The organism is Flavonifractor sp. An91 (assembly GCF_002159225.1).
Taxonomy (GTDB): domain Bacteria; phylum Bacillota; class Clostridia; order Oscillospirales; family Oscillospiraceae; genus Flavonifractor; species Flavonifractor avicola.
Genome location: NZ_NFHA01000007.1, coordinates 1 through 18,594, shown reverse-complemented (window position 1 = coordinate 18,594; position 18,594 = coordinate 1). Strand labels below are relative to the sequence as shown.

The window sequence follows — 18,594 nt, the reverse complement described above, 5'->3', positions numbered from 1 at the left end:
GTTAACAATTCCAGCGCTGGATTTTTCAGGGTAATTTCAGATTGACAAATTATACTGACCCAGAATCCGGAACAGACGGGAGGACCCACCATGGAATGTGCAGAAATCATGCCCCAGGAGACCCCACAGGTCCCAAAGAAGGCCCGGCGTAAGTTTCCCATCAAGCGAGCCGTGGCCCTGGTTGTGGCGGCAGCCGTTGTGGTAGGCGGCGGTTTTGGCATCAAGACCCTTTTCTTTCAGAATGAAACTCAGACGGCCCTGACCGAGACCACCACCTATGGCAGCCTGTCCACGGTCATTGAAGGAACAGGTACCACCATGCCGGCGGACAGCGTTACTTATACCACAGCCTCCACGGCGGAGATCACTGGGGTCTATGTGTCCGCCGGTGATACAGTGGCGGCGGGAGACCTGCTCTATACCCAGGACGACTCTGAGTTGGATGAGGAGATCGAGGGCTATCAGGACGAACTGACCGAGCTGGAGAATACCCTGTCTGACGCCTCCGATCAGCTGTCTGAATTGAATGAGCGGCTGGCTGACCTGACTGTGACCGCACCCTTCTCCGGAAGAATCACCGATGTGACCGTCCGGGCGGGGGACAGTGTGGGATCGGGTACAAAACTAGCCACCCTGGTGGACGACAGCAAGATGACCCTCACCCAGTATTTCAGCTATGCCTATGAGGACCAGATCTATGTGGGCATGAAGGCGGGGGTATCCATTGCCAGCCTCATGACTACCCTGGACGGCACGGTCACCGAGATCAAGAAGGTGGACCGGGTCACCGCCGAGGGTACCCGCTGCTTTGCAGTGACGGTGACGGTGGATAATCCGGGGGCCCTCAGTGAGGGTATGACCGGCGCGGGCTACCTGCTGACCGGCAGCGGGGAGAAACTCTACCCCGCTGTGGAGGGCACGCTGGAGCCCTATGCCAGCGAGGACATCACCGCCACTGAGAGCGGCAAGCTGACGGCGGTCAACGTGGACGACTATGAGACAGTGGCCGCCGGGGCTGCCCTCTTTATCATTGATGGCTCCGATCTGGAGGACCAGGTGGAGACCACCCAGCGGAGCATTACCCAGACCCAGGAAAAAATCACCCAGACCCAGGAGAAGATCACCGAAGCGGAGGAAAAGCGCTCCGACTACCAGGTGACAGCGGAGATCGACGGGAAGATCATCATGGTGGGGGTGCAGGAGGGGGAGGCTCCCCGGCAGGCGGGGCAGACCGCAGTGACCCTCTACAACCTGGACTCCATGACCATCACTGCCAACATCGACGAGCTGGACATTGACAGCATCACCATGGGCATGGAGGTGGACATCACCCAGTCCGGGGCGGAAAGCGATACCCACTACACCGGAACAGTGACCGCCATCAGCTATGAGGCCACTAATACCAACGGCGTGGCCTACTTCCCCATCACCATTACCATTCCCAGCGAAGGGGCCCTGTCCGCCGGCGTCAATGTATCCTACACCATCACCGTGGGTGACGAGTCGGAGGGCGTGCTGGCCCCCATCGCGGCGCTGAAGAGCACCAGCGAGGGCACCTGCCTCTTTGTGAAGGCGGATACCCGGCCGGACAACGCGGTGGACCTGGAGGACGGCGTGGTGCCCGACGGCTTCTATGCCGTGCCGGTGGAGACCGGGGTGTCCAACAGCCAGTATGTCCGCATCCTCTCCGGCGTGGAGGAGGGGGTGGAGGTATTCACCCGTTATCAGCAGACGGCCCCCTCCGGCGGCGATACCACCAGCCAGAGCGGTGAGGAGCAGGGCGGCCAGGGGATGCCCGATTTCGGCGGCGAGATGCCCGACTTCGGCGGCGGGATGCCCGACTTCGGCGGCGGGATGCCCGGCGGTAATATGGGCGGCGGTATGAGCGGCGGCCCCATGGGCTAGGAGGTGGCGAAATGAGTTTGATCCGACTGGACAATGTGTATAAGATCTACGGCGAGGGCAGGGAAAACCAGGTCAACGCCCTGGACGGCGTGACGCTGGAGATCAACCAGGGAGAGTTTGTGGCCATCATCGGTACCTCCGGCTCGGGCAAGTCCACCATGATGAACATTCTGGGCTGCCTGGATGTGCCCACCCGGGGAGAGTACTATCTGGACAGCATCCTCATCAGCCAGCGTGGGCGGCGGGAGCTGGAGCTCATCCGCTCCCGAAAGATCGCCTTCATCTTTCAGGGCTACAACCTGATCCCCTCCCTCAGCGTGTGGCAGAATGTGGCGCTGCCCATGCTCTACCAGAAGGTGCCCCTGGCCCAGAGGAAGGCGCGGGCTATGGAGGCCCTGGAGCGGGTGGAGATTGCGGCCAAGGCGGACTACCGGCCCGGCCAGCTCTCCGGCGGCCAGCAGCAGCGGGTGGCCATTGCCCGGGCTATTGCCGCCCGGTCTCCGGTCCTGATGGCCGACGAGCCCACAGGCGCCCTGGACTCCAAAACCGGCGCCCAGGTGCTGGCCCTTATGCGGGAAATGAACCGGACGGGTACCACCGTGATCCTCATTACCCACGACAACGGCATTGCCGCCCAGGCCGACCGGACGGTGCGGGTGAAGGACGGGAAGATCGTCCACGACAGCCTGTGGGACGGAGTGTTGGTGGACCTGGATGTGCCGGCAAGGCGGGTGGCGCCGTGAACGCACTGGGTATGGCCCTGGAGTCCATCCGGGAGAAGAAGGGGCGCTCCTTCCTCACCATGCTGGGCATCATCATCGGCGTCACCGCCGTGCTGGTGCTGGTGGCTCTGGTGTCGGGCTACAACGCCGACATCACCGCCTACTATGAGAAGCTGGGCGTCAACAAGGTCAATGTCACTGTGACCTGGTACGACACCAGCCGCAGCGTGGACGTGATGAGCGCCCTGTACGACTACTGCGACCAGGAGCTGAGCGACACGGTAGAAGGGGTGAGCCCCGACGTGTCCACCTCACTGCCTATGAAATACCGCACCACTACCCTGGACAGCAGTACCGTATATCTGGGCAGCGATGAGTACGCCGTGTGCAATAACTATACCCTGGAGAGCGGCCGGGACATCAATGCCTTTGACATTGAACAGCGCAACCGGGTATGCGTGCTGGGGTCCTACGTGGCGGACAGCCTGTTCCAGTACGCCGACCCCATTGGGGAGACGGTGTATCTGGGGGGCGAGCCCTTTACCGTGGTGGGTACTTACTACCAGAAGGACGGGGGCACCGAGGGGTCCATGGACGATATGGCGGTGATCCCTTACTCCCTGGATCGGGCCATCCTCCAGAGCGATGATCTCACCTCTTTTACGGTGAAGGTGGATAAATCGGACAACATGGACGCCGTCATGGCGGACCTGGAGGTCTTTCTGGCCGATACGGTATCCTCCACCGTGGGAGAATATGATCTGGAAAACGGCAACGCCGCCATGACCGAGTCCACCGAGGAGATGACCTCCATGAGCGTGGTGCTGGGCGGCATTGCCGGTATCGCCCTGCTGGTGGGCGGCATCGGCATCATGAACATCATGCTGGTCACCGTCACCGAGCGTACCCGGGAGATCGGCATTAAAAAGTCCATCGGCGCTCCCCGGGGGGAGATCATCGGCCAGTTCCTGGTGGAGGCCGCCATCCTCAGCGGCATGGGCGGGGTCATCGGCATATTGCTGGGTTACGGCCTGAGCCTGATCCTGGGCAAGGCCATGTACGACCTGATCCTCCTCCCGGACAGTCTGGTGACGGCGGGGGCCTTTGCCTTCTCGGTGGTCATCGGTATTGTGTTCGGCATCTACCCGGCGGTGAAGGCCTCCAACCTCCAGCCGGTGGACGCCCTCCGGGCGGATTGAACAGAAGGAGGAGATTCCAATGAAACGCAAACTCTTGTCCCTGCTGACCGCGGCGGGGCTGTGTCTGGGGCTGACCGGCTACGCCGGGGCGGCCTCCTTTCCCGACGTGAGCGACGCCGACACCGCCCTGGCGGTGGAGGTGCTGTCCGGCCTGGGCATCATCTCCGGCGGCTCCGGCGGCAACTACTACCCGGATCAGGGGCTGACCCGTGCCCAGTTCTGCAAGCTGGCGGTGCTGGCCGAGGGCCACGGGGACTAGGTGACGAGCAGCGCCTACCGCACCCTCTTTTCCGATGTAGCAGGAAGCCACTGGGCGGCTCCCTACATCAATCTGGCCTGTGAGGAGGGCCTGGTATCCGGCTACGGCAACGGCACTTTCGGCCCCGACGACCCGGTGACGGTGGGCCAGGCGGTGACGGTGGCCCTGCGGCTGCTGGGGTACACCGCCGAGGACGTGGGCCCCTTCTGGCCGGAGGACTACATGGCTCTGGGAGAGCAGCTGGGGCTGCTGGAGGGGGTGTCCGGTGACCCGGACCACGCCCTGACCCGGGGTGAGGCGGCCCTGATGCTCTACGCCCTGCTGGGCCAGAGCGACAGCACCGGAAAGGACTACATTGACAACCTGTGCGCCTCCAAGGTGGAAAACGCCGTTCTGCTGGACACCGACGCTGAGAGCGGCGACGGGAGCGAGGGCATGGTGGAGGTGTACGCCAACCAGAACCTGTCCTGGTATGAACCGGCGGCGGAGCTGGATGGACTGACAGGCAGCCGGGGCACTCTGCTGCTGGATCAAAACGGACGGGTGACTGGCTTTTTGCCCGACGGCACGGCGCGCTATACGCTCAACCCGGAGAGTGTTACCGCCAACCGCATCAACGGCAGCTATACCGTCAGCGGCAGCACGGCAGTGGTGATGGGAGATACCCTGACCACCTTTGAAAATTGCTGGTACGATCTGGCTGGCTGTCCCCAGCTGACCCTCTACTACAACCAGTCGGGTAATCTGGAACTGGTGGCGGCCACTGAAGGAAACGGCTATGAGGGCGTTACCCTCACAGGGTACTATGAATCTGCCAGTCCCAACACCTCCACACCTGATACCATTACCATACTGGGGATGGAATTGGAGGTGGAGGAGAGCGCTGTGGACAGCCTGAGCGGCTGTTCGGTGGGGGATAAGATTACCGTTACCCTGGACGGGGGCGGTGCGGTGATCTCCGCCGCCGCGGGTGGGCAGACTACCCTGTACGGGGTCCTGGGGGAGGGACAGGTGGAGCTGACCTGCGGTCTCACCGCCAAGGGTACGGTCAGTGGTTCCGCCGGTGCGGGGGACCTGGTGAAGGTCACCTCCAGCGGTGTGGGTAAGCTGTCGGTGTCCCAGGTGTCCGGCGGCAGCAGCCTGGATCTCAATGTGTCGGAAAAAACCCTGGGCTCCATCCCTCTGGCAGATAACGTGCGGATCTACGAGCGGGCTGGGACCAGCGTGGTCACGGAGATCGACCTGGAGGACATCCAGAGTGCCACTGTGAAGGCCTCTGACATTGATTTCTACGCCACCGACAGCAATGGCCTTGTCAGCGTGCTGCTGCTGGATGACGTGACGGGGAATGCCTACACCTATGGCCTGCTCACTATGGGCAGCAGGACGGAGGGCAGCGGCACCATGACCTACACCAACCGTACCGTTTCGGTGGAGAACGGCAGAGGTACCACCCAGGAGTATATCACCGGCCAGTCCGGGCGTACCGGAGACATGGGAGGCATCGCGGTATCTTCCGAGGGAAAGGCGGTGTCCGTTGTCACCCTTAGTGAGGCGGAGGGTGTAGACCAGAGTGCCTTTGACAGCCTGGATGCGGTGGTGATCGACGGGGTGCGGGTGCCCATCAGCGACACCGCCCAGGGCTATAACAGCGATACCGAGCGGTGGGTCACCCTGTCCCAGGCCCGGGCCTACAGCGATACCTTTGCCGTGTACTACAGCGGCACCCTGGGGGTGGACGCCGTGGTTCGGGTGGTCGCAGCTGAATAACAGGAAAAGAGCGTGCCAAAAAACGGCACGCTCTTTTTTGCGCAGCTCTTGACAAACTGATATTTGAGTGATATTATTTTGATATCAAAAAGAGAACGGGAGGCGTTCTTATGGAAGAGAAGATTTTAACCGGCAAGAAAAAAGGGATGCCCATGCTGCTGCTCATTCTGGCGCTGTATGCGCTGGCGGTGGTGGGCATCGTGTGGGCCGCCGTCCGGGATGAGACCGGCGGCATGGATGTAGGAACGGCAGCCATCCTGATTGTGAGCATCGTCTGGGCCTGCCTGGGCTGGATTCTTCTGTGCGGCCTGAAGGTGCTCAAGCCCCAGGAGGCCCTGGTGCTCACCCTGTTCGGCAAGTACATCGGCACCCTGAAAGGGGAAGGCTTCTACTACGTCAACCCCTTCTGTTCCGGGGTGAACCCGGCGGCCCAGACCAAGCTGAACCAGAGCGGCGACGTGGACGGCGGCAGCAAGGCGGAGAAGAAGGCGGAGGCCCAGTCGGCCGGCAAGAAAATCTCCCTGAAGATCATGACCCTGAACAACAACCGCCAGAAGATCAACGACTGCCTGGGCAACCCGGTGGAGATCGGCATCGCCGTCATGTGGCGAGTGGTGGACACCGCCAAGGCGGTATTCGACGTGGACAACTACAAAGAGTACCTGTCCCTCCAGTGTGACAGCGCCCTGCGGAACATTGTGCGTATCTACCCCTATGACGTGGCCCCCAACGTGGACACCACCGGCGACGGCATTGCCGACGAGGGCAGCCTGCGGGGCTCCAGCGAGGTGGTGGCCTCCCGCATCAAGGATGAGATCCAGAGCAAGGTGGCTCAGGCCGGACTGGAGATCATCGAGGCCCGCATCACCTACCTGGCCTATGCCCCCGAGATCGCCGCGGTGATGCTACAGCGGCAGCAGGCATCCGCCATCATCGATGCCCGGAAGATGATCGTGGACGGGGCCGTGGGCATGGTGGAGATGGCTCTGGAGCGGCTCAGCGAGAAGCAGGTGGTGGAACTGGACGAGGAGCGGAAGGCCGCCATGGTGTCCAACCTGCTGGTGGTACTCTGCGGCAACCGGGACGCCCAGCCGGTGGTCAACTCCGGCAGCCTGTACTGATATGGCGGGCGACGGCAAGAAGCAGGTGCCTCTGCGCCTGTCCCCCAAGCTGTATGCCGCCATTGCGGCCTGGGCGGAGGACGATTTCCGCTCGGTAAACGGACAGATCGAGTACCTGCTTACCGAGTGTGTCCGGCAGCGGAAAAAGAACGGCAAATATGTGTCCGATGAGATCGACGTGCCCCCGGAGCTGGATATCGAATGAAAAAGAGGACGCGCTGCCATGCAGCGCGTCCTCTTTATACTGTGTCAGGCTTCGGCGGAGCCCAGCCGGACCTCCGGCATCAGCTCCTTGCTGATGATGGAGAGCATCTCCTCCAGCTTGGCGCACTCGTCGGGGGTGAACCGCTCTCTCATCCGCTCGGTGACCACATGGACATAGTCGTTGCTGATGTTGTAGTACTCTTTGTACTTCTGGGTCACCTGCAGGTGGTACTCCCGCTTGTCATGCTCCGACTGGATCTTCTGGACATAGCCCTTGCGGATGAGACTGTTGATCTTATAAGCCGCGTTGGGCGGCGAGATCCGCATGAAGGAGGCAAACTCGTTGATGGTGGGGGACCCCAGGGCCTGGATGGTCTCCATGGCGAAGGTCTCCACCGTGGTCAGGCTGGCCTCCCGATTCTGGAACCGCTCGAAGATCTCCTGATAAAAGTGAAGTTTAAATTTCGTATACACTATTTCAAATTTCTCTTCCAGCATACCCGCGCCTCCGCATTTTTGATCTTTTTCTTATTATAACAAACGGCGGAGGGGAGGGCAATCAGGAATCCTTACCCAGGGCAAAGGTGAGCTCCGCCGTGGCCGCCACCAGTCCGTTGACGGTGGCCTTGGCCTCCCCGATGCCCACCGGCCCTTTCTGCTTGGTGAGGGTACATTCCAGCTCCAGCACGTCGCCGGGGGTCACCTGGCGGCGGAACCGGGCGTTCTTGATGCCGCCGAAGAAGGCGATCTTGCCCCGGTTCTCCGGCAGGGACAGCAGGGCCACCGCGCCTACCTGGGCCAGGGCCTCCAGAATGAGGACGCCGGGCATGACGTGGTACTGGGGAAAGTGGCCCTGGAAGAAGGGCTCGTTGACGCTGACGCACTTGATGCCCTTGGCCCACTTGCCCGCCTCGCCGTCCACGATGCGGTCCACCAGGGCGAAGGGGTAGCGGTGGGGCAGGATCTCAGCGATCTGATTGGAGTTGAGTTCCATGGCTTAACCCTCCCACTTCTTGAACAGCACGCAGGCGTTGTGACCGCCGAAGCCCAGGGAGTTGGACAGGGCGTACTGTACGTCGGCATTCCGGCCCTGGTTGGGCACATAGTCCAGGTCGCAGGCCGGATCGGCCTCCTGATAGTTGATGGTGGCGGGCAGGTAGCCCTCCTTCAGGGTGAGGGCGGAGAAGATGGCCTCCACCGCGCCGGCGGCCCCCAGCATATGGCCGGTCATGGACTTGGTGGAGCTGACCGCCAGCTGGTAGGCGTGGTCGCCGAACACCGCCTTGATGGCGTCGGTCTCACCGGAGTCGTTCAGGGGGGTGGAGGTGCCGTGGGCGTTGATGTAGCCCACCTGCTCGGGGGCCACGCCGCCGTCGGACAGAGCCTGGGCCATGGCCCGGGCGCCGCCCTCCCCGTGGGGAGCGGGGGCGGTCATGTGGTAGGCGTCGCAGGTGGCGCCGTAGCCCACCACCTCGGCGTACACCTTGGCCCCACGAGCCTTGGCGTGCTCATACTCCTCCAGCACCAGAATACCGGCGCCCTCGCCCATAACGAAGCCGGAGCGCTGGGCGTCAAAGGGGATGGAGGCCCGGTTGGGGTCGTCCCCCACATGGAGGGCCCGCATGGTGGTGAAGCCGCCGATGGACAGGGGGGTGATGGCGGACTCGGCGCCGCCGCACAGCATCACCTCGGCATAGCCGTCCCGGATGTGGCGGAAGGCGTCGCCCACGGCGTTGGAGCCGCCGGCACAGGCGGTGACAGGGCAAGTACACATACCCTGGAAGCCGAAGGCGATGGCGATGAGACCAGCGCCCATGTTGGCAATGGTGGAGGGGATGTAGAAGGGGGAGGCCCGGTCAAAGCCCTTCTCGGAACAGCGGGTCTGCTCGGCCTCGGTGTTGCCGATGCCGCCGATGCCGCTGGAGACGATGACGCCGCAGCGGGTGCGGTCGATGGACTCCAGATCCAGACCGCTGTCGGCCACCGCCTCCTTGGCGGAGGCCATAGCCAGCTGGGCGTAGCGGGCCATGTGGCGCACTTCCTTCTTATCCAGCACGGAGGTGGGGTCCCAGTCCTTTACCTCGGCGGCCAGATGGACCTTCTGAGGGGCGGCGTCGTACTGGGTGATGGGGGCGATGCCGCACACGCCGTTACGGACGGCCTGCCAGGTGTCGGCCACGTTGTGGCCCAGGGGATTCACGGTCCCCATGCCGGTAATGACGACTCTGCGTTTTTCCATAATTGATCTTGTTCCTCCTCACATACCCATACCGCCGTCGACGGAAAGGACCTGTCCGGTGATGTAAGCCGCCTCATCGGAGGCCAGGAAGGCCACGGCGGCGGCCACGTCCTCGGGGGTGCCGGCCCGGCCGGCGGGGATGGTGGACAGCATGGCCTCCCGGGCGGCGTCGGGGAGGGCGGCGGTCATGTCGGTGGCGATGTAGCCGGGAGCAATGGCGTTGACGGTGACACCCCGTCCGCCCAGCTCCTTGGCCAGGGACTTGGTCATGCCGATGACGCCTGCCTTGCTGGCGCAGTAGTTGATCTGGCCGGGATTGCCCCGGAGGGCCACCACGGAGCTGAGGTTGATGATGCGGCCCCAGCGGGCCTTCATCATGGGCCGGGCGGCGGCCTTCATGCACAGGAAGGCCCCCTTCAGGTTGGTCTCAATGACCGCGTCGAAGTCCTCCTCCTTCAGCATCATGGCCAGGTTGTCCCGGGTGATGCCGGCGTTGTTCACCAGGATGTGGAGGCCGCCCAGCTCTTTCACGGCGGTGTCCATCAGGGCCTTCACGGCGGCGGGGTCGGCCACGCTGCCCTGAACGGCACGGGCTTCCACACCCAACTCCTTGAGGGCGGCCAGGGTTTCCTCGGCGGCGGCAGTGTTGCCGGCGTAGGAGAACACCACGTTGGCCCCCCGGCGGGCCAGCTCCAGGCAGATAGCCTTGCCAATACCCCGGCTGCCGCCGGTGACTACGGCGATTTTTCCATTCATGCTCATACAGTTATCCTTTCAAAGCAGCGGAGAGAGCCTCGATGTCGGCGACGGTCTCCACAGCGTAGGTCTTGATGGAGGGAGCGGTCTTTTTCACAAAGCCGCTGAGGGCCTTGCCCGGGCCGATCTCCACGATGGTGTCCACACCCAGCGCCTCCAGGCGGCGGATGGTGTCCTCCATGTAGACGGAGGACTGGACCTGCTTCTCCAGCAGAGCGGGGATGGTGTCGTTTTCGCCCATCTCATGGCCCAGGCAGTTGAAGAGTACCGGGAAGGCCATCTGGCCAAAAGTAACGCTCTGGAACTTCTCCCGCAGGGCGTCGCCGGCGGGGGCCAGCAGAGAGGTGTGGAAGGGGCCGCTGACCTTCAGAGGGAGACAGCGCTTGGCGCCCAGCTCCTTGGCAATGGAAGCGGCCTTGTTCACCGCCTCCTGGGCACCGCCGATGACCAGTTGGCCGGGGCAGTTGTAGTTGGCGATCTCCACCACGCCCGCGTCGGCGGCCTGATCGCAGGCCTGCTGCAGCTTCTCACGGTCCAGACCCAGTACGGCGGTCATGCCGCAGGGGATACCGGCAGCGGCGGAGGCCATGGCCTTGCCGCGGAAAGCGGCCAGGGAGATGGCCTGGGCGGGGGTAAACACCCCGGCGGCCTGGAGGGCGGAATACTCGCCCAGGCTGAGACCGGCGGCGTAATCGGGCCGGATGCCCATCTCATACAGGATGGCGGTCATACCGGCGGCAAAGGCCACCATGCAGGGCTGGGTATACTCGGTCTGGTTCAGCACCCCGTCGGGGTCGGTGAAGGAGACGGTTTTCAGGTCAAAGTCCACATCGGCGCTGTCCAGCACGGCTTTGAATACAGGGTAGGCCTCATAGAGGTCGGCCCCCATGCCGGGATGCTGGCTGCCCTGTCCGGCGTACAAAAAGGCGAGGCTCATACGTTCAGTCCTTTCACAACGGCCTGACAGCCGCTCATCATGTCCTCAAAGATGGCCCGCAGGGGACGGACCTCCTTTACCATGCCGGCCACCTGACCGGCCATAAAGCTGCCGGTGTCCAGGTCGCCGTCAAACACCGCCCGGCGGAGGGAACCCAGGGTCAGCTTCTCCATCTCTTCCAGAGGCAGGTTCTGCTTCTCCATGCGCAGGTACTCCCGGGCCATCTTGTTCTTCAGCACCCGGACGGGGGCGCCGCCGGTGCGGCCGGTGACGGTGGTATCGTTGGCCCCGGCCTTCACCACGGCCTGCTTGTAGTTGTCGTGGATGGGGCACTCCTCACTGGCCAGCAGGCAGGTGCCGATCTGCACGCCGCAGGCACCCAGGGCGAAGGCGGCGGCCATCTGGCGGCCGTCGGCAATGCCGCCGGCGGCGATGACAGGCACGCTCACCGCGTCCACCACCTGGGGCACCAGGGCCATGGTGGTCATCTCGCCCACATGGCCGCCGCTCTCGGTGCCCTCGGCGATGATGCCGTCAATGCCGTACCGCTCCAGCCGCTTGGCCAGGATGGGGGCGGCCACCACGGGGAACACCTTGATGCCCGCCGCCTTCCAGGCGGGGACGTACTTGCCGGGGTTGCCGGCGCCGGTGGTCACCACCTGGACGCCCTCCTCCACCACCACGCGGGCCAGGTCCTCGATGTGAGGATTCATCAGCATCAGATTGACACCGAAGGGCTTATTGGTGGCAGCACGGGCGGCCTGGATCTCACAACGCAGTGCGTCGGCGTCCATGCCGCCGGAGCCGATGAGGCCCAGCGCGCCGGCATTGGACACGGCGGCGGCAAAAGCACCAGTGGCCACGTTGGCCATGCCGCCCTGGATAATGGGGAATTCGATCCCCAGAAGTTCATTCAATTTCATAATATACTCCTTATGAGCCTTCCCCTGGGGGAAGGTGGCTGGCCGAAGGCCAGACGGATGAGGGAAGCGGTATGTATGATGGCGGACGGCCATAAAGGCCGCCCCTACGGGGTAGCGACTTTGCGTAGGGGCAACCCTTGTGGTCGCCCGTTTTTTTACGCCAGTTCCAGCAGTGCTCCCGCCCAGGTCAGGCCCCCGCCGAAGCCCACGCACAGGGCCTTCTGGCCGGAGGTCAGCTGACCGGAGGTGACCAGCTCATCCAGCAGCAGGGGCACGCTGGCGGCGGAGGTGTTGCCGGTGCGGGCGATGTTGCCGGTGCACTTGGCGGGATCTACTCCCAGCTTCTTCACCGCAAAGTCAATGATGCGCTGGTTGGCCTGGTGGAACACGAAGCGGTCCACGTCCTCCAGGGTGAGGCCCGCCTTTTTGAGCACCTCTTTGGCGCAGCGGGGCAGGGCCTCTACCGCGAAGCGGAACACCGCCTTGCCGTCCATATGGATGTAGGAGGGATCGGCGCAGTTGGCCCCGGGGACGTACAGGGCTTCCTGATTGCCCCGGCAGCCCAGCACTCCGCAGAGGGAAGGATAGTCCGCCCGCCACTCCACCACGGCGGCTCCCGCGCCGTCTCCAAAGAGAACGCAGGTGGAGCGGTCGGTGAAGTCGGTGATGCGGCTCAGGGCCTCCACGCCCACAATGAGGCCGTACTTCCGTTCTGAGGCGGCCAACAGGCATTCCGCTGTATGGAGACCGTACACAAAGCCGGAGCAGGCGGCGTTCAGGTCGAAGCACACCGTGTCCTCCGGAAAGCCCAGATCCCGCTGGAGGATGCAGGCGGCGGCAGGGGTGAGAAAATCCTGGGACAGGGTAGCCACGATGCATACCCCGATCTGTTCCGGGCTGATGCCGGAGCGCTCCAGAGCCTGTTTGGCGGCGGCCAGACACAGGGAGGTGTGGCTCTCGCCTTCGGTGCAGTGGTAGCGGCTGCGGATACCGGTGCGGGTGGCGATCCACTCGTCGTTGGTGTCCACGATCTTGGACATATCGTCGTTGGTCACCGCCCGGCGGGGCAGGGCGGAGCCGGTGCTCAGCAGTTTGATTCCGTTCATGGGCGCTCCTTTCTCAGGGCCTTGCTGCCCATTAAGCGGAATTTTTTGTAGCGCTGGGTGGCCAGAGCCTGACCGTTCAGCTTGTTCAGTGCCGCCAGCTCCTTGGCCAGGGCGGCGTCCAGGGCGCGGCAGACGGCATGGAGGTCGGTATGGGCTCCCTGGGTGGGCTCGGGGATCACGGCATCGATGACGCCCAGCTCCAGCAGGTCGGCGGCGGTGAGCTTCATCACGTCGCAGGCCTCGTCGCTGCGGGAGGAATCCTTCCACAGGATGGCGGCAAAGCCCTCGGGGGAGAGGACGGAGTAGACGGCGTTCTCCAGCATGAGCACGCGGTTGCCCACGCCCAGGGCCAATGCGCCGCCGCTGCCGCCCTCGCCGGTGACCACAGAGATCACCGGGACGGTGAGGGCGGAGGAGAGGGCCAGGGTGCGGGCGATGGCCTCTCCCTGGCCTCTGGCCTCGGCCTCCAGGCCGGGGTAGGCGCCGGGGGTGTCGATGAAGGTGATGACGGGGCGGCGGAACTTCTCCGCCTGCTCCATCAGCCGCTGGGCCTTGCGGTAGCCCTCGGGGGAGGGCATGCCGAAGTGGTAGGCCAGGTGTTCCTCCAGGGTGCGGCCCTTCCGGTGGCCGATAACGGTGACCGGCTGGCCGTGGAAGAGGGCCACGCCGCCCAGGATACTGCCGTCGTCGGAACAGAGCCGGTCTCCCCGCTGCTCAAAGAAGTCAGTGAAGAGGGCGGCGATGAAGTCGGCAGTACCCGGCCGGTCCTGATGGCGGGCCAGCGCCACCCGCTGGGCGGGGGTCAGGTTATTTGCCACGGTCGCTCCCTCCTTTCCCGTGCAGTTTCAGCAGCTGAATCAGGGTGTCCCGCAGCTGGGCCCGGGGCACGATGGCGTCCAGGAAGCCATGCTCCAGCAGGTACTCGGCGCTCTGGAAGCCCTCGGGCAGCTTCTCGCCGATGGTCTGTTCAATGACCCGGGGGCCGGCAAAGCCGATGAGGGCGCCGGGCTCGGCCAGCATGATGTCGCCTAGGCTGGCAAAGCTGGCGGTGACCCCGCCGGTGGTGGGGTGGGTGAGCACAGAGATGTACAGCCCGCCCTGGCGGGAGAACCGCTCCAGAGCGGCGGAGGTCTTGGCCATCTGCATCAGGGACAGAATGCCCTCCTGCATCCGGGCTCCGCCGCTGGCGGAGAAGAGGATGAGGGGCAGCTTATATTTTTCGGCGTACTCCACCAGCCGGGTGACCTTCTCGCCCAGGGCGGCGCTCATGCTGCCCATGAAGAACCGGCTGTCCAGAGCACCAATGGCCACTTTCTGGCCATTGATACGGCCGGTGGCAGTGACCACCGCCTCGTTCATGCCGGTACGGCGGCGGGCCCCATCCAGCTTGGCAGAATAGCCGGGGAAGGACAGAGGATCGTTGGAGGACAGATTGGCGTCCAGCTCCCGGAAGGTGCCTTTGTCCAGCACCAGGCTGAGGCGGTAATAGGCCCCGACGGGGTAGTGATGGCCGCACAGGGGGCAGACGTACCGGGCAGTCACCAGATCCTTGCGGCGGAAGGTGCCGCCGCAGGCGGGACAGGTCTCCTCGGTATGGGCGGGGGCGGGGGAACTGCCCCGGAGGGCCTTCAGGGAGAGCAGCTTCTGACGCCGCTGGGCAAAGACGTTGCTCATGCCTTAGGTTCCTCCTCTCCGCTGCGGCTCCAGGCCAGCAGGGTGTCCATGTTGGCCTCCAGGTAGCCGGTGTTATAGTTGCCCCGGATGAAGTCGGGGTGGTGCATGATCTGATGGAGCAGATCGGCGTTGTTGGCAGGACCCTCGATGATGAGCTCCTCCAGGGCCCGGCGCATCCGGCGGATGGCGTCCAGCCGGGTGGGGGCGTGAACAATGAGCTTTGCCATCAGGGAGTCGTAGTAGGGGGGCAGGGTGTAGCCGGTATACAGGCCGGTGTCCACCCGCACCCCGCAGCCGCCGGGTAGGTGCACGAAATCGATCTTGCCCGGGCAGGGGCGGAAGTCGTTGGCCGGGTCCTCGGCGTTGATGCGGCACTCGATGGCGTGGCCGTTGAGGGTGACCTCCTCCTGGGTGCGGGACAGGGGGAGACCGGCGGCAATACGGATCTGCTCCCGCACCAGGTCCATGCCGGTAACCAGCTCGGTGACCGGGTGCTCCACCTGGATCCGGGTGTTCATCTCAATGAAGTAGAAGTTGCCCTCCGGGTCCAGTACGAACTCAATGGTGCCGGCGTTCTCATAGTGGGCGGCCCTGGCGGCGGCCACGGCGGCGGCGCCCATGCGCTCCCGCAGCTCGGGAGTGAGGGCCTTGGAGGGGGACTCTTCCAGCAGCTTCTGGTTGCGCCGCTGGATGGAGCAGTCCCGGTCCCCAAGCTGGATTACATGGCCCTGGGAATCGGCCAGGATCTGGAACTCGATGTGCCGGGGGTTGAGGATCAGCTTCTCCAGGTACATCTCTCCGCTGCCGAAGCAGGCCACCGACTCGCTGCGGGCCTCCTCAAAGAGGGGGATCAGCTGGTCGGGCTCAAACACCCGGCGCATACCACGGCCGCCGCCGCCGGCGGCAGCTTTGATGAGCACAGGGTAGCCGATGGAGTCGGCCAGGGCTTTGGCCTCCTCGGCGGTGTCCACTGCTCCGTCGGAGCCGGGGACCACCGGCACACCGGCGGCTACCATCAGCTTGCGGGCGGAGGCCTTGTTGCCCATGGCCCGGATCACATCGCCGGAGGGGCCGATGAAGGCAATGCCCGCCTGGGCACAGGCGTCGGCGAAATCGGCGTTTTCCGACAGGAAGCCGTAGCCGGGGTGGATGGCGTCGCACCCGGTGGCCTGAGCCACGGTGAGGATGGCGTCCACATTTAAGTAGCTGTCCGCCGAGCGGGCGGGGCCGATGCAGTAGGCCCGCTCCGCCAGCTGGACGTGAAGAGCCTCCGAATCGGCCTGGGAGTAGACCACCACAGGCTCGATGTCCAGCTCCCGGCAGGCCCGGAACACCCGGACGGCGATCTCGCCCCGGTTGGCGATCAAAATACGCTTGAACATGGAATCACCCTTCCCGGTAACGAATGAGGGGGTCCCCAAAGGACACCAGAGCCCCGTCCTCCTGAAGAATGGCCTCGATGGTGCAGTCGCAGGGGGCGTGGACCTCATTCATCATCTTCATGGCCTCCATGAGGCAGACGGTCTGGCCCTTCTTCACCTTGTCGCCCACCTTGACGAAGGGCTCGGCGTCGGGGGCGGAGGCGGCATAGAAGGTACCCACCAGGGGGGCGGTGATGCAGGGACCATCGGGCTGAGCCGCCGGGGCGGGCGCAGCAGCGGCAGGTGCGGGTGCGCCCACGGGAGCGGCGGGAACGGCAGCGCTGCCGCCTTTGCCCAGCTCCAGGGTAAAGTCCTTGGTATTCAGCTTGAAGGTGGTGATGCCGCTCTGGTCAAAGCGGGCCATCAGATCAAAAATCTCTTGGTTGGTCATAGCGGCTCCTTTCGGAAAAAAGGCATCGGTTTGCACCGATGCCCGTTTTCTCCTCTTACTCAGCGTGATCCTCGATGTACTTCATCAGGTCGCCCACGGTCTTCATGTTGGGCAGGTCCTCGTCGGCGATGGTCACGCCGAAGGCCTCCTCCAGAGCCATGGACAGCTCCACGGCAGCCAGGGAATCGGCCTCCAGGTCCTCGGCCAGGCGGGCGTCGGGGGTCACCTTGTCGGCGTCGCAGCTCAGGGTCTCCACAATGATATCCTTAATCTTCTCGAAATCCATGGTAATGCTCCTCACAAAACAATTCAAAAATTTTAGTTAAATCATTTTACTTAAAAATTTTTAAATAAAATAATTTAAGCATATTTTAGCAGGCGGAAGTGATTTGTCAAGACTTTTTTTGGAAACTCCAGAGGATAATCTTCAGAACTGTTCAAATTCACGAAAAAAGCGCAAAAAAAGCGCCCTGCGATTGGATCGCAGGGCGGGGATTGGGGGTAAGTAGCCGCCCTGAAGGGGGCGGCGTGGGGCTCAGCAGCAGCGACAGCAGCCGCAGCCGCAGGAGGTGTCTTCCTCCTCCTGATCGGCAGCCCACAGGAAAGCCGGGATGGTGAGATAGACCTGACGGCCGCCGGCGGTGCCGGACAGGTCGGACAGGGTCAGGCCGGAGAACAGGTCACTGGAAGTGGTCCTGTTGTTCTCAGAGGCGCCGCAGCAGCAGCGGCAGCAGCGATTCCGGTTGTTACAACACATGATGAAGTACCCCCAATCAAAATCGTGACGGGCCTTTGCCCCCCACAGCCCAGTATACGCAGGGTGGGGACGGGAGGTACCGAAAAAGAAAAAAGCGAGACAACCGAAGTTGTCTCGCTTTGGCAGCGGGAGAAGGATTCGAACCCTCACATACAGAGTCAGAGTCTGCTGTGCTACCCTTACACAATCCCGCTATTTGTTTGCCGCTCTCGTGAGCGCAGATGTTATTATAGCAAACTACAGAGAAATGTCAAGAGGAAAAATGAAAAAAATAAAAAATTGTGGGCCGGATATTCCGGCCCACGAAAAAGGGGTCAATGACGGTTGGGATCACCGGTCTTATCCTGGGGCTGCTCCTGCTTCTTGCTCTGGGGATGCTTGCAGTCCTGGGGAGCGGGATTCTGGTTTCTGGACTTCTTCTGCTCGTTATGCTGGTTCTGCATGGTGCTCACCTCGCTTTCACCGTTCCTAGCTTGCCCCGGTGTTTCCTGATTTATACAAAAACTTTCTCATTTCAGGGATACCAACGGGCAACAAAGTATGGTATAATAACACGACAGAAGCTACTATATTTTGCCTGGGCCTGGCCTGGAGCTGTGTTTCAAAGGAGGGCTGCCGCTGTGAGATGTCCGTTTTGTGCTCACCCGGAGAGCAAGGTTGTGGACTCCCGTCCATCCGACGAAGGGTCCAGCATCCGCCGCCGCCGGGAATGTCTGGCCTGCCATAAGCGTTTTACCACTTATGAGACCATGGAGAGTCTGCCCCTGATGGTAATCAAAAAGGACGGCAGCCGTCAGACCTTTGACAAGACCAAGCTGCTCAACGGCATGATCCGGGCCTGTGAAAAACGGCCGGTGGCTTTTGCCACCCTGGAAGATATGGCCAATGAGATCGAACAGGTCCTGCAAAACGACATGGACCGGGAGATCCCCTCCGCCCGCATTGGCGAATTGGTGATGGAGCGGCTGAAAAAGGTGGACGAGGTGGCCTATGTCCGTTTCGCTTCGGTCTACCGTCAGTTTAAGGACATCAGCACCTTTATGGAGGAACTGAACAAGCTTCTGGCGGAGAAGTAATGACCTAATCCCCTAAAAAACGGCGGCTTGTCCGCCAAGTTTGACCCCAAACATGAGCGAGAGTGCGTTGGAAAAAATCCGACGCACCCTCGCTTTTTTCATCCCCTGACGCCGCAAAGCTGTTTCTGAAAATG

General features: G+C 62.9%; 22 protein-coding genes and 1 tRNA gene. 8 read left to right on the top strand and 15 right to left on the bottom strand.

Annotation, left to right across the window (positions count from 1 at the left end; translation table 11 throughout):
* Nucleotides 1-90 precede the first annotated feature (90 nt).
* The 7 genes from B5G42_RS05965 (at nucleotide 91) to B5G42_RS05940 (ending at nucleotide 7,181) form a co-directional block, all read left to right on the top strand.
* Entirely contained in the window at nucleotides 91-1,905 is a 1,815-nt protein-coding gene (locus tag B5G42_RS05965; protein WP_087267850.1) for an efflux RND transporter periplasmic adaptor subunit, read from the top strand.
* Between the two features lie 11 nt (nucleotides 1,906-1,916).
* Complete coding sequence (locus tag B5G42_RS05960; RefSeq protein WP_087267847.1) at nucleotides 1,917-2,648, top strand: ABC transporter ATP-binding protein; 732 nt, start codon at nucleotides 1,917-1,919, stop codon at nucleotides 2,646-2,648.
* Entirely contained in the window at nucleotides 2,645-3,826 is a 1,182-nt protein-coding gene (locus B5G42_RS05955) for an ABC transporter permease (RefSeq protein WP_087267844.1), read from the top strand. The genes B5G42_RS05960 and B5G42_RS05955 overlap by 4 nt, the downstream gene beginning before the upstream one ends.
* Nucleotides 3,827-3,845: 19 nt before the next feature.
* The gene (locus B5G42_RS18640; RefSeq protein WP_242961144.1) at nucleotides 3,846-4,085 is read left to right on the top strand and encodes an S-layer homology domain-containing protein; all 240 of its coding nucleotides are present in this window, start codon (nucleotides 3,846-3,848) and stop codon (nucleotides 4,083-4,085) included.
* The gene (locus B5G42_RS05950; RefSeq protein ID WP_242961143.1) at nucleotides 4,086-5,855 is read left to right on the top strand and encodes an S-layer homology domain-containing protein; all 1,770 of its coding nucleotides are present in this window, start codon (nucleotides 4,086-4,088) and stop codon (nucleotides 5,853-5,855) included. It begins immediately after the preceding gene.
* Between the two features lie 110 nt (nucleotides 5,856-5,965).
* On the top strand, nucleotides 5,966-6,976 hold the full coding sequence (locus tag B5G42_RS05945) for an SPFH domain-containing protein (RefSeq protein WP_087267841.1): 1,011 nt from the start codon (nucleotides 5,966-5,968) through the stop codon (nucleotides 6,974-6,976).
* 1 nt (nucleotide 6,977) lies between these two features.
* Nucleotides 6,978-7,181, top strand: coding sequence for a PTS ascorbate transporter subunit IIC (locus B5G42_RS05940; protein ID WP_087189043.1), 204 nt, complete (start codon nucleotides 6,978-6,980; stop codon nucleotides 7,179-7,181).
* A gap of 44 nt (nucleotides 7,182-7,225) precedes the next feature.
* Here B5G42_RS05940 and B5G42_RS05935 read toward each other — a convergent pair whose 3' ends face one another.
* From B5G42_RS05935 to B5G42_RS18850, 15 genes are all read right to left on the bottom strand, one after another.
* Nucleotides 7,226-7,678 carry a MarR family transcriptional regulator gene (locus B5G42_RS05935; protein WP_087267838.1) on the bottom strand — a complete coding sequence of 151 codons (453 nt, stop codon included), beginning with the start codon at nucleotides 7,676-7,678 and terminating at the stop codon, nucleotides 7,226-7,228.
* 61 nt (nucleotides 7,679-7,739) lie between these two features.
* A complete protein-coding gene (fabZ, locus tag B5G42_RS05930) occupies nucleotides 7,740-8,174 on the bottom strand; it encodes a 3-hydroxyacyl-ACP dehydratase FabZ (protein WP_087267834.1) in 435 nt (144 codons plus the stop codon).
* A gap of 3 nt (nucleotides 8,175-8,177) precedes the next feature.
* Nucleotides 8,178-9,419, bottom strand: a complete 1,242-nt coding sequence (gene fabF, locus B5G42_RS05925) for a beta-ketoacyl-ACP synthase II (protein ID WP_087267831.1) — start codon at nucleotides 9,417-9,419, stop codon at nucleotides 8,178-8,180.
* Between the two features lie 18 nt (nucleotides 9,420-9,437).
* Nucleotides 9,438-10,181: a 3-oxoacyl-[acyl-carrier-protein] reductase gene (gene fabG, locus B5G42_RS05920; protein ID WP_087267828.1), complete on the bottom strand. Its 744-nt coding sequence runs from the start codon at nucleotides 10,179-10,181 to the stop codon at nucleotides 9,438-9,440.
* A 4-nt stretch (nucleotides 10,182-10,185) separates the two neighbouring features.
* Nucleotides 10,186-11,112 (bottom strand): ACP S-malonyltransferase, encoded by a 927-nt coding sequence (fabD, locus tag B5G42_RS05915; RefSeq protein WP_087267825.1) that lies wholly within the window; start codon nucleotides 11,110-11,112, stop codon nucleotides 10,186-10,188.
* Nucleotides 11,109-12,035, bottom strand: coding sequence for a DUF561 domain-containing protein (locus B5G42_RS05910; RefSeq protein WP_087267822.1), 927 nt, complete (start codon nucleotides 12,033-12,035; stop codon nucleotides 11,109-11,111). Before B5G42_RS05910 ends, fabD begins: the two co-directional genes overlap by 4 nt.
* A gap of 155 nt (nucleotides 12,036-12,190) precedes the next feature.
* Nucleotides 12,191-13,141: a beta-ketoacyl-ACP synthase III gene (locus tag B5G42_RS05905; RefSeq protein WP_087267819.1), complete on the bottom strand. Its 951-nt coding sequence runs from the start codon at nucleotides 13,139-13,141 to the stop codon at nucleotides 12,191-12,193.
* Nucleotides 13,138-13,959, bottom strand: a complete 822-nt coding sequence (locus B5G42_RS05900; protein WP_087267815.1) for an acetyl-CoA carboxylase carboxyltransferase subunit alpha — start codon at nucleotides 13,957-13,959, stop codon at nucleotides 13,138-13,140. Before B5G42_RS05900 ends, B5G42_RS05905 begins: the two co-directional genes overlap by 4 nt.
* Nucleotides 13,949-14,815 (bottom strand): acetyl-CoA carboxylase, carboxyltransferase subunit beta, encoded by an 867-nt coding sequence (gene accD / locus B5G42_RS05895; protein ID WP_087267812.1) that lies wholly within the window; start codon nucleotides 14,813-14,815, stop codon nucleotides 13,949-13,951. Before accD ends, B5G42_RS05900 begins: the two co-directional genes overlap by 11 nt.
* The gene (accC, locus tag B5G42_RS05890) at nucleotides 14,812-16,197 is read right to left on the bottom strand and encodes an acetyl-CoA carboxylase biotin carboxylase subunit (RefSeq protein WP_087267808.1); all 1,386 of its coding nucleotides are present in this window, start codon (nucleotides 16,195-16,197) and stop codon (nucleotides 14,812-14,814) included. The genes accD and accC overlap by 4 nt, the downstream gene beginning before the upstream one ends.
* 4 nt (nucleotides 16,198-16,201) lie before the next feature.
* Complete coding sequence (gene accB / locus B5G42_RS05885; protein WP_087267805.1) at nucleotides 16,202-16,627, bottom strand: acetyl-CoA carboxylase biotin carboxyl carrier protein; 426 nt, start codon at nucleotides 16,625-16,627, stop codon at nucleotides 16,202-16,204.
* A gap of 55 nt (nucleotides 16,628-16,682) precedes the next feature.
* A complete protein-coding gene (acpP, locus tag B5G42_RS05880; protein WP_087267802.1) occupies nucleotides 16,683-16,913 on the bottom strand; it encodes an acyl carrier protein in 231 nt (76 codons plus the stop codon).
* A 249-nt stretch (nucleotides 16,914-17,162) separates the two neighbouring features.
* Nucleotides 17,163-17,384 carry a hypothetical protein gene (locus tag B5G42_RS05875; protein ID WP_087267799.1) on the bottom strand — a complete coding sequence of 74 codons (222 nt, stop codon included), beginning with the start codon at nucleotides 17,382-17,384 and terminating at the stop codon, nucleotides 17,163-17,165.
* Nucleotides 17,385-17,504: 120 nt separating this feature from the next.
* Nucleotides 17,505-17,578, bottom strand: a tRNA-Gln gene (locus B5G42_RS05870).
* 120 nt (nucleotides 17,579-17,698) lie between these two features.
* Nucleotides 17,699-17,827: a hypothetical protein gene (locus B5G42_RS18850; RefSeq protein WP_255396452.1), complete on the bottom strand. Its 129-nt coding sequence runs from the start codon at nucleotides 17,825-17,827 to the stop codon at nucleotides 17,699-17,701.
* Nucleotides 17,828-18,004: 177 nt separating this feature from the next.
* Between B5G42_RS18850 and nrdR the strand changes: the two genes are divergently transcribed.
* Nucleotides 18,005-18,460: a transcriptional regulator NrdR gene (gene nrdR, locus B5G42_RS05865; protein WP_087267797.1), complete on the top strand. Its 456-nt coding sequence runs from the start codon at nucleotides 18,005-18,007 to the stop codon at nucleotides 18,458-18,460.
* The last annotated feature ends 134 nt before the right edge of the window (nucleotides 18,461-18,594 follow it).

Bases quoted from the DNA above. Each gene is read 5' to 3' on its own strand.
- accD (WP_087267812.1), bottom strand. From the start codon at position 14,815: ATGAGCAACGTCTTTGCCCAGCGGCGTCAGAAGCTGCTCTCCCTGAAG.
- accC (WP_087267808.1), bottom strand. From the start codon at position 16,197: ATGTTCAAGCGTATTTTGATCGCCAACCGGGGCGAGATCGCCGTCCGG.
- fabF (WP_087267831.1), bottom strand. From the start codon at position 9,419: ATGGAAAAACGCAGAGTCGTCATTACCGGCATGGGGACCGTGAATCCC.
- B5G42_RS05905 (WP_087267819.1), bottom strand. From the start codon at position 13,141: ATGAACGGAATCAAACTGCTGAGCACCGGCTCCGCCCTGCCCCGCCGG.
- B5G42_RS05960 (WP_087267847.1), top strand. From the start codon at position 1,917: ATGAGTTTGATCCGACTGGACAATGTGTATAAGATCTACGGCGAGGGC.
- acpP (WP_087267802.1), bottom strand. From the start codon at position 16,913: ATGGATTTCGAGAAGATTAAGGATATCATTGTGGAGACCCTGAGCTGC.
- fabG (WP_087267828.1), bottom strand. From the start codon at position 10,181: ATGAGCATGAATGGAAAAATCGCCGTAGTCACCGGCGGCAGCCGGGGT.
- B5G42_RS18850 (WP_255396452.1), bottom strand. From the start codon at position 17,827: ATGCAGAACCAGCATAACGAGCAGAAGAAGTCCAGAAACCAGAATCCC.
- B5G42_RS05965 (WP_087267850.1), top strand. From the start codon at position 91: ATGGAATGTGCAGAAATCATGCCCCAGGAGACCCCACAGGTCCCAAAG.
- fabZ (WP_087267834.1), bottom strand. From the start codon at position 8,174: ATGGAACTCAACTCCAATCAGATCGCTGAGATCCTGCCCCACCGCTAC.
- B5G42_RS05945 (WP_087267841.1), top strand. From the start codon at position 5,966: ATGGAAGAGAAGATTTTAACCGGCAAGAAAAAAGGGATGCCCATGCTG.
- B5G42_RS05910 (WP_087267822.1), bottom strand. From the start codon at position 12,035: ATGAAATTGAATGAACTTCTGGGGATCGAATTCCCCATTATCCAGGGC.
- B5G42_RS18640 (WP_242961144.1), top strand. From the start codon at position 3,846: ATGAAACGCAAACTCTTGTCCCTGCTGACCGCGGCGGGGCTGTGTCTG.
- fabD (WP_087267825.1), bottom strand. From the start codon at position 11,112: ATGAGCCTCGCCTTTTTGTACGCCGGACAGGGCAGCCAGCATCCCGGC.
- B5G42_RS05875 (WP_087267799.1), bottom strand. From the start codon at position 17,384: ATGTGTTGTAACAACCGGAATCGCTGCTGCCGCTGCTGCTGCGGCGCC.
- accB (WP_087267805.1), bottom strand. From the start codon at position 16,627: ATGACCAACCAAGAGATTTTTGATCTGATGGCCCGCTTTGACCAGAGC.
- B5G42_RS05935 (WP_087267838.1), bottom strand. From the start codon at position 7,678: ATGCTGGAAGAGAAATTTGAAATAGTGTATACGAAATTTAAACTTCAC.
- B5G42_RS05940 (WP_087189043.1), top strand. From the start codon at position 6,978: ATGGCGGGCGACGGCAAGAAGCAGGTGCCTCTGCGCCTGTCCCCCAAG.